At 70.5% G+C, this 13,904-nt stretch carries 10 protein-coding genes; 9 read left to right on the top strand and 1 reads right to left on the bottom strand.

Features of this window, described 5'->3' with window-relative positions:
- Positions 1 to 2 precede the first annotated feature (2 nt).
- The 9 genes from AB0D57_RS09940 to AB0D57_RS09900 all read left to right on the top strand — a co-directional run bounded on the left by AB0D57_RS09940 (position 3) and on the right by AB0D57_RS09900 (position 11,818).
- A complete protein-coding gene (locus tag AB0D57_RS09940; protein ID WP_362069601.1) occupies positions 3 to 299 on the top strand; it encodes a DUF3039 domain-containing protein in 297 nt (98 codons plus the stop codon).
- 237 nt (positions 300 to 536) lie between these two features.
- On the top strand, positions 537 to 1,844 hold the full coding sequence (locus AB0D57_RS09935; RefSeq protein ID WP_362069598.1) for an extracellular solute-binding protein: 1,308 nt from the start codon (positions 537 to 539) through the stop codon (positions 1,842 to 1,844).
- 4 nt (positions 1,845 to 1,848) lie between these two features.
- On the top strand, positions 1,849 to 2,793 hold the full coding sequence (locus AB0D57_RS09930; RefSeq protein WP_362069595.1) for a sugar ABC transporter permease: 945 nt from the start codon (positions 1,849 to 1,851) through the stop codon (positions 2,791 to 2,793).
- Positions 2,790 to 3,635: a carbohydrate ABC transporter permease gene (locus AB0D57_RS09925; RefSeq protein WP_362069592.1), complete on the top strand. Its 846-nt coding sequence runs from the start codon at positions 2,790 to 2,792 to the stop codon at positions 3,633 to 3,635. The genes AB0D57_RS09930 and AB0D57_RS09925 overlap by 4 nt, the downstream gene beginning before the upstream one ends.
- 1 nt (position 3,636) lies before the next feature.
- Complete coding sequence (locus tag AB0D57_RS09920; protein WP_362069589.1) at positions 3,637 to 5,286, top strand: beta-N-acetylhexosaminidase; 1,650 nt, start codon at positions 3,637 to 3,639, stop codon at positions 5,284 to 5,286.
- 281 nt (positions 5,287 to 5,567) lie between these two features.
- The gene (locus AB0D57_RS09915; RefSeq protein ID WP_362069586.1) at positions 5,568 to 6,461 is read left to right on the top strand and encodes an FAD binding domain-containing protein; all 894 of its coding nucleotides are present in this window, start codon (positions 5,568 to 5,570) and stop codon (positions 6,459 to 6,461) included.
- Positions 6,458 to 8,077, top strand: coding sequence for a 2Fe-2S iron-sulfur cluster-binding protein (locus AB0D57_RS09910; protein ID WP_362069583.1), 1,620 nt, complete (start codon positions 6,458 to 6,460; stop codon positions 8,075 to 8,077). Before AB0D57_RS09915 ends, AB0D57_RS09910 begins: the two co-directional genes overlap by 4 nt.
- The gene (locus AB0D57_RS09905; RefSeq protein ID WP_362069580.1) at positions 8,074 to 10,380 is read left to right on the top strand and encodes a molybdopterin cofactor-binding domain-containing protein; all 2,307 of its coding nucleotides are present in this window, start codon (positions 8,074 to 8,076) and stop codon (positions 10,378 to 10,380) included. The genes AB0D57_RS09910 and AB0D57_RS09905 overlap by 4 nt, the downstream gene beginning before the upstream one ends.
- A 253-nt stretch (positions 10,381 to 10,633) precedes the next feature.
- Positions 10,634 to 11,818 (top strand): SUKH-4 family immunity protein, encoded by a 1,185-nt coding sequence (locus AB0D57_RS09900; protein ID WP_362069577.1) that lies wholly within the window; start codon positions 10,634 to 10,636, stop codon positions 11,816 to 11,818.
- Between the two features lie 267 nt (positions 11,819 to 12,085).
- Here AB0D57_RS09900 and AB0D57_RS09895 read toward each other — a convergent pair whose 3' ends face one another.
- Complete coding sequence (locus AB0D57_RS09895; protein ID WP_362069574.1) at positions 12,086 to 13,900, bottom strand: NACHT domain-containing protein; 1,815 nt, start codon at positions 13,898 to 13,900, stop codon at positions 12,086 to 12,088.
- Positions 13,901 to 13,904: the final 4 nt, after the last annotated feature.

Here is a 13,904-nt window from a genome sequence, read left to right as displayed (position 1 = left end):
CTATGAGCACTCTTGAGCCTGAGACCCAGCCCCAGCGAGGCACTGGGACGGGGACCCTCGTAGAGCCGACGCCGCAGGTGTCGCACGGCGACGGTGACCACGAGCGCTTCGCCCACTATGTCCAGAAGGACAAGATCATGGCGAGCGCCCTCGACGGCACGCCCGTCGTGGCCCTCTGCGGCAAGGTGTGGGTCCCGGGCCGCGATCCGAAGAAGTACCCCGTGTGTCCCATGTGCAAGGAGATCTACGAGTCCATGGGCGCCGGCGGCGACAAGGGCAAGGGCGGCGACAAGAAGTAACGCCCTCCCTGACGTGTCGCGCCTCGGCGCGGCAGGTCGCGTGGACCGAGCACGGCCGCGGCACCCCCGAGCGGGGTGCCGCGGCTTTGTCGTGCGTTGCACGGAGTGCGTCCCGTGGTCACAGAGTGGTTGAGACCTCTTGTGGGCATGTTCATGTACTCCATAGCCTCCAGTGTGTTGTGCAGGGCGAAATAGCCGTTGCGTATGTTGCAACGCACCCCCATCGGAGGATGCTCGATGAAGTTCTCTGTCCGAACGGCCGCCGCGGTGGCCGCACTCGTCGTCGCCGGGCTCACCGCCACCGCCTGTGCCCCCCAGACCTCCGACAACTCCTCCTCCGGAAAGGACGAGAAGACCGGCACCCTGCGGGTCTGGCTCTTCCAGGAGGTCGACAACGCCCCGAAGGAGAAGGTCGTCGCCGCGGCCGTCGACACCTTCAAGAAGACCCACAAAGACACCAAGGTCACCATCGAGTACATCCCCGTGGAGACCCGCGCCCAGCGCATGAAGGCCGCCTTCAACGACCCGAAGAGCGCCCCGGACGTCATCGAGTACGGCAACACGGACACCGCCGGTTACGTCAAGGACGGCGGGCTCGCGGACGTCACCGAGGACTTCAACGGCTGGAGCGAGTCCAAGGACACCGACCCGACCGCCGAGCAGTCGGTCACGGTCGACGGGAAGATCTACGGCGCCCCGCTCTTCGTCGGCGTCCGTGCCCTCTACTACCGCACCGACATCCTCAAGAACCTGGGCCTCGACGTCCCGAAGACCCAGGACGAGCTGGCCGAGACCGCCCGCAAGATCCACAAGGCTGAACCCGGCCTGTACGGGCTCGCGGTCGGCGGCGCCTACACCTACGGCGCGATGCCCTTCATCTGGTCCCAGGGCGGCGAACTCGCCGGGGGCAAGGGCGGTTCGTACGCCGCGACCATCGACAGCGCGGCCGCCCAGAAGGGCATCGAGACCTACACCGCCCTCTTCGGCGACGACAACTGTCCCGCCGCCAAGTGCGCGGGCATGGGCGGCAACGACACGGTGACGGCCTTCGCCGCGGGCAAGGCGGGCATGGCCATCGGCGGCGACTTCAGCCACGCGGCGATCGAGGCCGGGAAGGTCAAGGGCAAGTACGCCGTCGTACCGCTGCCGGGCCTGAAGGCGGGCGAGATCGCCCCGGCGTTCGCGGGCGGCAACAACATCGGCGTAGTGAAGAGCACCTCGCACCGCACCCTCGCCGTCGACCTGATGAAGGAACTGGCGAGCAAGAAGACGCAGGGCGAGCTCTTCGACGCGATGGGCTTCCTGCCGACCTTCACCGACGTGCGCGACGACGTCGCCAAGAAGCAGCCGTTCGTCGCGCCCTTCGTGAAGACGCTCGCCTCCGGCGCCAAGTTCGTGCCCGCCTCGCCGGCCTGGGCACAGATCGACGCCTCGCTCGTGCTGCCGACGATGTTCCAGGAGATCGTCAGCGGCAAGAAGGACGTCGCCGCGGCCTCGAAGGACGCGGCGAAGAAGATGAACGACGCGTTCAGCTCCGTGGGCTGAGCGGATGGCGACGCAAGACACCGTGGCCGAGCGGGTCACGGTGACCGAAGAGGCGCCCGCCAGGCCCCGGCGCCGGGGCCCGGCCCGGACCCCCTGGCTCTATCTCGCCCCCGCCCTCGTCGTCCTCGGCGGCCTGCTCGTCTACCCGATCTACCAACTGGGCCTGATCTCGCTCCTGAAGTACACCCAGGCACAGGTCAGCGGAGGCGAACCGACCAGCTTCGAGGGCTTCGGCAACTACGCCACGCTCTTCGCCGACGACCAGTTCTGGCAGGTGCTGCTCGCCACGGTGATGTTCGCGGCGGCCTGTGTGGTCTCCACCCTGGCCACCGGCTGCGCCCTCGCCGTGCTCCTCACCCGCGTACGGGCCCTGCCGCGCCTCGCGCTGATGCTGGCCGCGCTGGGCGCCTGGGCGACCCCGGCCGTCACCGGCTCCACGGTCTGGCTGCTCCTCTTCGACCCCGACTTCGGCCCCGTCAACCGGGTGCTGGGGATCGGCGACCACTCATGGACGTACGGCCGTTACAGCGCCTTCGCGCTCGTGCTGCTCGAAGTGGTGTGGTGCTCCTTCCCGTTCGTGATGGTGACGGTGTACGCGGGGATCCGCGCCGTACCGGCTGAGGTGCTGGAGGCGGCCGCCCTGGACGGCGCCTCGCAGTGGCGGATCTGGCGCTCGGTGCTCGCGCCGATGCTCCGGCCGATCCTGGTCGTCGTCACCATCCAGTCGGTCATCTGGGACTTCAAGGTCTTCACGCAGATCTATGTGATGACGAACGGCGGCGGCATCGCCGGACAGAACCTCGTGCTGAACGTGTACGCGTACCAGAAGGCGTTCGCCGCCTCGCAGTACGGCCTCGGCTCGGCGATCGGCGTGGTGATGCTGGTGATCCTGCTGGCGGTCACGCTCGTGTACTTGCGGCTGCTGCGCAAACAGGGGGAGGAACTGTGAGTTTCCTGCGGGGTGTCGTACGCCGTCCCTGGCGGCTCGCCGCCGAGGCGTCCGCGCTGCTGATCGCCGTGGTCGTCGCTTTCCCCCTCTACTGGATGGTGCTGAGCGCCTTCAGACCGGCGGGAGAGATCGAGTCCACCGAGCCTCGGCCCTGGACTCTGTCGCCCTCCCTGGATTCCTTCCGGCGCGTCTTCGGGCAGCAGGAATTCGGCCGTTACTTCCTCAACAGCCTGGTGGTGGCGGGCTCCGTGGTCGTCGTCTCGGCGCTCATCGCGTTTCTCGCGGCGACGGCGGTGACGCGATTCCGCTTCCGTTTCCGGACAACTCTGTTGATCATGTTCCTGGTCGCCCAGATGGTGCCCGTCGAGGCGCTGACGATCCCCCTCTTCTTCCTCATGCGGGACTTCGGGCAGCTGAACACGCTGGGCGCGCTGATCCTGCCGCACATCGCCTTCTCGCTGCCCTTCGCGATCTGGATGCTGCGAGGTTTTGTGAAGGCCGTTCCGGACGCACTGGAGGAGGCCGCCTACATCGACGGGGCGAGCCGCGCGCGATTCCTCTGGCAGATCCTTTTCCCCCTCGTCTTCCCGGGGCTGGTGGCCACGAGTGTCTTTTCCTTCATCTCCGCCTGGAACGACTTCCTGTTCGCCAAGTCCTTCATCATCAGCGACACGTCACAGTCCACCCTGCCGATGGCTCTCCTGGTCTTCTACAAGCCGGACGAGCCCGACTGGGGCGGTGTGATGGCCGCTTCCACGGTCATGACGATTCCGGTGCTGATCTTCTTCGTACTCGTACAGCGACGACTGGTCTCCGGGCTGGGCGGCGCGGTGAAGGACTGATATGACCGAGGTGATTCCGGCACCCCGCGCCGTCGAGGGACCCATGCGATGCGGGGTCCCGCTCGAGGCGGATACGACCCTGTGGGCCGGGCCTGGCACAGGTACCACGGAGCGCTGGCTGCGCGCCACGCTCGGCGCGGCGCTCGGCCTGCCGCTGCCACCTGGGCCGCAGGACGCCCGCAATGCCGTACGGCTGCTCCTCGACGACACGCTGGAGCCGGAGGCGTACAAGCTCAGCGTCGTCGTCAACCGGGGCATCGAGATCCGCGGCGGCAGCGCGGCCGGGGTGTTCTGGGGGGCGCAGACGCTGCGTCAGCTCCTCGGCCCCGACGCCTTCCGCCGTGCCCCCGTCCGGCCGGGGACGACCTACGGAATCCCGCACCAGATCATCGAGGACGCGCCCCGATTCCGGTGGCGCGGCCTCATGCTCGACGTCGCCAGGCACTTCATGCCCAAGGACGGAGTCCTCCGCCATCTCGACCTCCTGGCCGCCCACAAACTCAACGTGTTCCACTTCCATCTCACCGACGACCAGGGATGGCGTGTTCAGATCAAGCGCTACCCGAAGCTGACGGAGGTCGGATCCTGGCGGGCGCGTACGAAATTCGGCCATCGTGCCTCGCCGCGGTGGGAGGAGAAGCCGCACGGGGGCTTCTACACGCAGGACGACATCCGCGAGATCGTCGCGTACGCGGCCGAGCGGCATATCTCCGTCGTCCCCGAAATCGACATCCCGGGCCACTCGCAGGCCGCCATCGCCGCGTATCCGGAACTGGGCAACACCGACGTCATCGACACGACCTCCTTGACCGTCTGGGACAACTGGGGCGTCTCCAAAAACGTACTCGCCCCCACTGACAACACCCTGCGCTTCTACGAGGGGGTGTTCGAGGAACTCCTCGACCTGTTCCCGGCGGACGCCGCCCCGTTCCCGCAGTTCTCGGGGTTTGTCCACATCGGCGGCGACGAGTGCGCCAAGGACCAGTGGAAGCAGTCGCCGACGGCACAGGCGCGCATCAAGGAACTGGGGCTCGCGGACGAGGACGCGTTGCAGTCCTGGTTCATCCGGCACTTCGACAACTGGCTCTCCGCGCGCGGGCGTCGGCTGATCGGCTGGGACGAGATCCTGGAGGGCGGGCTGGCAAACGGAGCGGCCGTGTCCTCGTGGCGCGGCTACCAGGGCGGCATCACCGCCGCCCGCGCGGGTCACGACGTCGTCATGTGCCCGGAGCAGCACGTGTACCTGGACCACCGTCAGGACGCCGGCGTGGACGAGCCGGTGCCCATCGGATACGTCCGCACCCTGGAGGACGTCTACCGCTTCGAGCCCGTGCCGCCCCAGCTCACCGAGGCGGAGGCGCGGCATGTGCTGGGCACTCAGGCCAACGTGTGGACCGAGGTGATGGAAGACCCCGCGCGCGTGGACTACCAGATGTTCCCCCGGCTCGCGGCCTTCGCCGAGGTCGCCTGGAGCGCCCTGCCCGCCCCTGACGAGCGGGACTTCGCCGACTTCGAACAGCGGATGACCGTCCACTACAGGCGACTTGACGCCCTGGGAGTGGCCTATCGCCCGCCGGGCGGGCCGCTGCCGTGGCAGCGGCGCCCAGGTGTGCTCGGACGCCCGATCGAGGGGGCGCCCCCAAACGTGTGAGCTGACTCCCCGGCGGCGTGTCCCGGGCCGCTCGTCCCGACACAGTGGCCTCACAAGGGAAAAGACGCCCAGAAGTCACCGAAGGATGTCAATTCGAACTGACCGGTGATGCCGGACGAAAACGGACCATCTCCCTGGTGAGAGGGGCGAATGCCTCCTAGCGGACCCCCGCGTCGGGGGCCGGGGAAGATGTGCCAGAGTTGCCACGTCCGCCCTGTCAGCACGTACCGTACGCGCAACACAGGTGGGACCAGGTGGGGCAGCGGGAAGGGGCAGCCGGTTTGACCACGCACGCACCGCAGGCGGCGCAGGCCGTGACACTGCCCGCCTCGCTGGACGAGGCAGTGGCGGCCCTCGCCGCCATGCCCGCCGCCGTTCCCGTGGCCGGCGGCACCGACCTCATGGCCGCGGTCAACTCCGGACAGCTGCGGCCCGCCGCGCTCGTCGGCCTCGGCCGGATCAGCGAGATCCGCGGCTGGCAGTACCAGGACGGCCACGCCCTGCTGGGCGCCGGCCTCACCCACGCGCGCATGGGGCGCCCGGACTTCGCGGCCCTCATCCCCGCGCTCGCCGCCTCCGCGCGCGCCGCCGGCCCACCGCAGATCCGCAACGCGGGCACCCTGGGCGGCAACATCGCCTCGGCCTCCCCCACGGGGGACGCGCTGCCCGTACTGGCCGCCCTGGAGGCCACGTTGATCATCGCGGGTCCGGACGGGGCCCGCCGTGAGATCCCGGTGTCGCACCTGCTCGCGGGCGTGGAGATGCTCCGCGGCGGCGAACTCATCGGCTACGTGCGCGTGCCGCTGCTGCACGCGCCGCAGGTCTTCGTGAAGGCGACGGGACGTACCGGACCCGGGCGCGCGATCGCGTCCGTGGCGCTCGTCCTCGACCCGGCCCGGCGCGGTGTGCGGTGCGCCGTCGGTGCCATAGCGCCGATGCCGCTGCGGCCCCTGGACGCCGAGGCGTGGGTCGCCCAGCTGATCGACTGGGACAACAGCCGCACGATCGTCCCGGAGGCGCTCACCGCGTTCGGGGAGTACGTCGCCGCGGCCTGCATCCCCGACCCCGTCCCCGCCGAGGACGGCTCCGTACAACAGCTTCCGCCCGCCGTGCTGCACCTGCGGCGCACCGTCGCCGCGCTGGCCCGACGAGCTCTGGGGAGGGCACTGTCGTGACCGACGAACAGCACGGAGAGGGCGCTCCGCAGGCCGGCGGCCGGTGGGACCCCCTCCCGCAGGGTGACTACGACGACGGCGCCACCGCCTTCGTCAAGCTGCCCGAGGGCGGCATCGAAGCCCTTCTGGCGGAGCGGGACAGCCCGCTCGCGGCGCCCGGACACGGCTACGTGCCCCCGCAGATCGCCGTGGCGCCCCCGACTGTCGACCCGGGTGCGACGGGCACCTGGGCCGCGCAGGCCGGGGCGGTCCAGTGGCCGGATCCCAACGCCGGGCAGCAGGAAGCGGCGCACGACGGGTTCTCGTACCACCCCGGAGCCACCGGTCAGTGGGACTTCCAGGAGGCCGCGCCGCCCGCCCAGCAGGGCGGCGCCGGAGCGCACCCCGGGCACGACGTCACCGGGCAGTGGTCGATTCCGGTCGCCGGGGGTGATCTTCCGGACGAATCGGGCGAGTTCACCACCTCGGCTCTGGTCGAGCAGTGGGGCGGCGGCACCCCGCCCGCCACGCTCCCCGGCGGCGCGGCCGCGCCCTGGGCGACGGAGTCGGAGATCGGGCAGGCCTGGACGGCCGAGCCGCGGGTGGCCGCTGAGGCCCCTGTGGAGCCCGTACGGCCGCCGCATGCGGAATCGCCCGCGGAAGCCGCCCGGACGGCCGCAGAGCCCGCTCGGGAGGCTTCTGAGCCGGTAGCCGGGCCCGCGCCGACCGCCGCCGGGACGCCTGGAAGCCCCGACGCGCCCGAACCGCACCCGACTTCGGCTTCGGAAGGCCCCGGAACCCCGACGGCCGCCGAAGCCCCTGGCACGGACGACCCCGGGGCGGACGCGAAGGACGCGCAACACCCCGAACACCCCGAACACCCCGAAAACTCCGACGCGCCCTCGGCACTCCCGCACGACGACCACCCCCTCGCCTCGTACGTCCTGCGCGTCAACGGCGTCGACCGGCCCGTGACCGACGCCTGGATCGGGGAGTCGCTGCTCTACGTCCTGCGCGAGCGGCTCGGTCTCGCGGGCGCCAAGGACGGCTGCTCGCAGGGCGAGTGCGGGGCCTGCAACGTGCAGGTGGACGGGCGGCTCGTGGCCTCCTGCCTGGTGCCCGCCGTCACCGCCGCGGGCAGCGAGGTGCGTACCGTCGAGGGCCTGGCCACCGACGGACAGCCCTCGGACGTCCAGCGTGCGCTGGCCAAGTGCGGCGCGGTGCAGTGCGGTTTCTGCGTACCGGGTATGGCCATGACCGTGCACGACCTCCTCGAGGGCAACCCCGCTCCCACCGAACTGGAGACCCGCCAGGCGCTGTGCGGCAATCTGTGCCGCTGCTCCGGCTACCGCGGGGTCCTGGACGCCGTACGCGAGGTCGTCTCCGAACGCGAGGCGCACAGCGCGGCCGCCGCCGAGTCCGCGCCGGACGCCGACGAGGCACGCATCCCGCACCAGGCGGGCCCGGGCGCGGGCGGAGTCAACCCATCGGCGTTCGAGGCATCGGCGTTCCAGGCATCGGCGTTCGAAGGATCGGCCGGACCGGCCGTACCTCGGGCCCCGTACGAGGACACTTCCTCGTACGACCCCCAAGCGCCGCATGAGCAGCCGTACGGCCAGGACGGAGGCCAGGCGTGAACCACGAGACCGCCACCGCGACTCCCGCGACACCAGACACGGGCCCGGAGCCGCTGCCGCACGGGCTCGGCGTCTCGCTGCCGACCGCGGAGGCCCGCGCGAAGGCGGAGGGCACCTTCCCGTACGCCGCCGACCTGTGGGCCGAGGGCCTGCTGTGGGCGGCCGTGCTCAGATCGCCCCACCCGCACGCGCGCATCGTGTCGATCGACACCGGCCACGCGCGCGAGATGCCCGGCGTGCACGCGGTCATCACCCATGAGGACGTGCCCGGCGCCGTCCTGCACGGCCGCGGCAGGGCCGACCGCCCCGTGTTCGCCTCCGAGGTCGTACGCCACCACGGAGAGCCCCTCGCGGCCGTCGCCGCCGACCACCCGGACACCGCGCGGATGGCCGCGGCCGCCATCATCGTCGAGTACGAAGTACTCGACCCGGTGACCGACCCGGAGCAGGCCTTCGAAGCCGACCCCCTGCACCCCGACGGCAACCTGATCCGGCACATCCCGCTGCGCCACGGCGACCCGGACGCGGTCGGCGAGATCGTCGTCGAGGGCCTGTACCGCATCGGCCGCCAGGACCCGGCCCCGATCGGCGCCGAGGCCGGCCTCGCCGTGCCCCGACCCGACGGCGGCGTCGAGCTCTACATCGCCTCCACCGACCCGCACGCCGACCGCGACACGGCCGCCGCCTGCTACGGCCTCGAACCCGAGCGCGTGAAGGTCGTGGTCACCGGTGTGCCCGGCGCCACCGCCGACCGCGAGGACCAGGGCTTCCAACTCCCGCTCGGCCTGCTCGCGTTGAAGACCGGCTGCCCGGTGAAGCTCACCGCTACGCGGGAAGAGTCCTTCCTCGGCCACGCCCACCGACACCCCACCTTGCTCCGCTACCGCCACCACGCGGACGCCGAGGGCAAGCTGGTGAAGGTCGAGGCGCAGATCCTCCTCGACGCGGGCGCGTACGCGGACACCTCCGCCGAGTCGCTGGCCGCCGCAGTCTCCTTCGCCTGCGGCCCCTACGTCATCCCGAACGCCTTCATCGAGGGCTGGGCCGTACGCACCAACAACCCGCCCTCCGGCCATGTACGCGGCGAAGGCGCCATGCAGGTCTGCGCCGCCTACGAGGCGCAGATGGACAAGCTGGCCAAGAAGCTCGCCGTCGACCCGGCGGAGTTGCGCCTGCGCAACGCGATGGCCACCGGAGACGTCCTGCCGACCGGCCAGACGGTGACCTGCCCGGCCCCGGTCGCCGAACTCCTCCAGGCCGTACGGGACTTCCCGCTCCCGGCGCTGCCCAAGGACACCCCCGAGGACGAGTGGCTGCTGCCCGGCGGCCCCGAAGGCGCGGGCGAACCCGGCGCCGTACGCCGCGGAGTCGGCTACGCCCTCGGCATGGTCCACATGCTCGGCGCCGAGGGCGCGGACGAGGTCTCCACGGCCACGGTCAAGGTCCACGACGGCATCGCCACGGTGCTCTGCGCGGCCGTCGAGCACGGCCAGGGCTTCACCACACTGGCCCGGCAGATCGTCCAGGAGACGCTCGGTATCGACGAGGTGCACGTGGCGCCGGTCGACACCGACCAGCCGCCCGCGGGCCCGAGCTGCCGGGGCCGCCACACCTGGGTGTCGGGCGGAGCGGTCGAACGCGCCGCGAAGATGGTCCGCACACAGCTGCTCCAGCCCCTGGCACACAAGTTCGGCATGTCCACCGAGCTGCTCCAGATCACGGACGGAAAGATCACCTCGTACGACGGCGTGCTGTCCACGACCGTGACGGAGGCGATGGACGGCAAGGAGCTGTGGGCGACCGCCCAGTGCCGCCCGCACCCGACCGAACCGCTGGACGCGGCCGGCCAGGGCGACGCCTTCGTGGGTCTGGCCTTCTGCGCGATCCGCGCGGTGGTGGACGTCGACATCGAACTGGGCTCGGTACGTGTCGTGGAACTGGCCCTCGCCCAGGACGTGGGCCGGGTGCTCAACCCCGCCCAGCTCACCGCCCGTATCGAGGCGGGTGTCACGCAGGGCGTCGGCGCCGCGCTCACGGAGAACCTGCGCACGGCCCGCGGCCTGGTCCGCCACCCCGACCTCACCGGCTACGCCCTCCCCACGGCCCTCGACGCACCCGACATCCACATCGTCAAGCTGGTCGAGGAGCGTGACGTCGTCGCTCCCTTCGGTGCGAAGGCGGCCAGCGCGGTGCCGGTCGTGACGTCCCCGGCGGCGGTCGCGTCCGCCGTACGGGCCGCCACCGGCCGTCCGGTGAACCGGCTGCCCATCCGGCCGCAGGCGGCGGTGGTGACGGCGCATTGACCCCGCTCCCGCTGGTAGCTCTGTAGCTCTGCGGCCACTCCGTGGCGGGGGTGTGGGCAGGCGCGGGTGGCTTGAAGCCGTGTGTTTCCCGGCTGTGCGCCGTGTGTGCCTGCGTGTTTCCGGCGTTGTCAGTGGGGCGGCGTATGGTTTTGGTCAGTGGGGAAATGCCGCTGGGACGGCGGGTGTTCTCCGCCGGGGAAGCACGGACGCGTTCATATGCGCGCGGGAAGCCATGAGCATGTGCGGGGGAACCATGAGCACGACTGACACCGATGTCGTCGGCGCGATCACGCTGACCGACGACGAGCTGGATCCGTACGTCACGCACGCGGGCACGCGGCAGTGGCTGACGGGGCCCGGAGTGCCGTCCGACAGCACGCTGCTGGGGTTCGACACGCTGCGGGAGCACGGACTGCGCAGGGTGGCGGACCTGGTCGGCCACGCCGACGAACTCGCCCAGGAGCTCCGGGACCAGCTGGTCGTAGGGGCCCTGCGGACCTTCGACCGGGATCTGGAGCCGATCGTTCTGGACGGGGCGACGGGGGAGATCGCCACGACGTACTTCTACTCCGAGCCCTCCCTGATGGACCTCGCGCCGCTGGCGCCTTCCCTGGAGGCCCTGGTGCGCTTCGCGGTGGCGACGGAGGAACTGACGGCGTTCCACGGGCGGTTCGCCTCCCCGGAGGGCCGGTTCGGCCCGAAGGCGGTCACGGAGGCCTCCGCCGCGCTCACCGCGGTCTTCGAGGCGGGCGCGGGCGACGCCTTGGCGCCGTACTGGCGGATGGCCGCGCTGATCCGACCCCTCGCCCGGATCGCGGGCCCCGGTGAGGGGCTCGTCCTCGACCTGCCGAAGCGTCTGCTGGACGAGGAGTTCGGCGCGGGCGCCATCATGCGCTTCGAGGACGTCGACTTCCCGCCCGCGCTCGTGCACGAGCCGACCCGCCGCTTCCTGCGCGAGACGGGCCTGCCGGAGGACGGGCTGCTTTTCCACCTGGACACGGAGGTGCCGCTGCCGGCCCTCACGGAGTACTACGCCGACGAGCGCCCCGACGACTTCTCCGCGGACGCGCTCCCCGCGACGGCGGACCGCCTGATCCGCCTCGGCCCATTGCTGGAGGACACCAGCCTCGTGGTGGACGGCACCACGGGCGCGGTCCTCACCTGGAGCGAGCCGGACATGATCCTGCGCCCGCTCAACGCCGACATCTCCACCCTCGCCTTCACCCTCTGGCTGCTGCACCGAGAGCAGACGATCGACGCGGCCCACGACTTCACCGACTCCTACGAACAGCTCGCCGCGATCATGGCCCACACCCTCGCCACGGTCGACCCCCTCGCCTGCGACCCGACCCCGGCCCCGGCTGTGCCCGGCGACGACGGCTGGCGCTACTGGCCGGAGATATTCGAGGACCAGGCGGGCGGCACGTTGCAGGCGTAATCCCGTACCCCGCACCCCGCGGAAACGCGAATCGGCCGCCCCCTGGATGGGGACGGTCGACACCGTCGGGGAGGCCGTGGCGGGAATTGAACCCACGTGCCTCGCTTGCCACGGATGCAACCATCCGCCGCCCGACGGAGGAGGCTCGGCGAGCCCGGTGGGATCGAGTTCGCGACGGCTCCGGGGGGGGTGAAGTCGACGCGGGGCGCGTCGGGAAGCGCCACATCATCGGACAGCGCTGCCAGTTGACGGTTCGGGTTCAGCCGTCTACGGGCTCGCGAGGCTCTCCTGGAGGTGCTGATGGCGGAACTGGTAGACAGGCCCGTACTGACGCAGGATGCCGCGCCGATAGGCGTCCTCCAAGAAGGCCATCAGCCGGAACGGGAGCCGGCCGGTGAGGGCTAGCCAGCAGCGGGTGAGAAGGAAGAACCCCCAGGCGGAGTCACCGTATCCGGACAGGGCGGCCACCAGTCCAAAACCGATGGCGGAGACGACTCCAGCGTCAGATCTGGTCAGCGTGACGATACCGAGCGCCACTCCGATGCTCAGACCGATGGCCCGAAGCGTTGCTGTCGTCCGGTCGCTGGCGAGTATCGACCTGGGAGTCAGTTCGGTCAGACTCACGGGGCCGCGCAGAACGTCACCGAGGCCCGTCACCATCACCAGGCAGGCGACGAGTGCGCAGACGATGACGACCGAGCCCCATGCGGAGCCCAGCCGCTGCCAGGCCAGAAGAGCCAGTGCGAACCCGAGGCCGCCGACGCCCCCCGCCACAAAGGTCCCGGCGATAAGTCGGATACGCCCACCTTGGTGGATGACCGCATGGATCGGAACGGGAACGGAACGGTCGATGTGCTGGCCGAAAAGACGAAAGACGGCTTCGACCAGTTCGCCGCCGAAGCCGAAGAAGGCCCCGCCGAGGACGCCGACCGCGATGCCGACACCGGTGCCGAAGAGAGCCGCGGCTGCGAAGCCCAGGAGGGCCCCACCCCCGACCAGGAAGAAGACGCCGAGGACTGCGCGAGGAACGAAGTGTGCCAGCTGCCACCACGCAATATCCCGTGTGGCCGTGCGCTGCAGGTTCCGCGCGAGGTAGCCGAGCCAGCGCTGCGCCTGGTCGGCACTGTAGGCGCGGCGCGGCTGGGCATGCGTGGGGTCGGGGTAGGCCGTGTAGCGGGCCGGGACCAGGGCTTTGACCAGATGGCGCTCGATGTCCCGACGAGAGCCCATGTGCTGGACTGTGTCGATGAGGGTTGCGGGGTCCTGTCGGCCTCCGTAGGCGGTCTGGGCCAGGAACACCATGAGCGGTGTGGACAGTGCCTCTGCCAGGGGACTGGGCGGATGGGCTCTCAGGTAGCCAATGACGGGTTCCCAGCGGGCGTCTCCGACGGGTACGGACCGGCCCAGGCATACGACGACGTCGTCGATGTCGAGGGGAGCCAGTTCGACAACGGCGGCGGCGACGAGAACCCCGGACTCGCCGACCATCGCCTGGTAGGGAGCGACTCGGCTGGTGACAACGATCGGCTGACGGCCGCCCGTCGCGCGGTCGATGGCGGCCAGGGCATGTGGCTGGGCGGCCTCTGCTATCTCATCGAGACCGTCGAGGACAGGGATGAGCGCACCCTCAAGGAGGAGCTGCCGCGGCACCTCCTCGTGCCGGCCGTAGTACAGCGTGGCCAGTTCGCGCACGATCCAGTCGTTGAGGTGTTCGCTGCTGGGGTCCCACGTTCTTACAGGGAGCAGCACCGGAACCGGTCCGTCCTGCCGCTCACCGAGAAGGTCCAGAAGCAGCCGGGCCACGAACACGGACTTGCCGGAGCCGGGCTCGCCAAGCACAACGAGGCGCTGCTTCGGTAGGGAGAGGTACTGCCGTGCCGCGTCAGCAACCGTGCCATGAAAGTCGATCTCGTCCTGGGCGCTAGCGTCGGCGCCGAACACGGTTTCGGGATGGTCGCGTAGACCACTACGGGCGGTAACGGCCCAGCGTACGGCGAGCGATTCGAACCGGTGCAGAGCTTGGTTCGCTACCTCCCGCTGCCACTGGTCCTGGACAGCGATCGCCAGTGTTTGCGCGAGCACGCCA

The sequence above is a fragment of the Streptomyces sp. NPDC048275 genome (genome assembly GCF_040652275.1).
In the GTDB taxonomy this organism is placed as follows: Bacteria; Actinomycetota; Actinomycetes; order Streptomycetales; family Streptomycetaceae; genus Streptomyces.
Note: the sequence above shows the minus strand (reverse complement) of the source record. Positions and strands in the feature narration are given on the sequence as shown.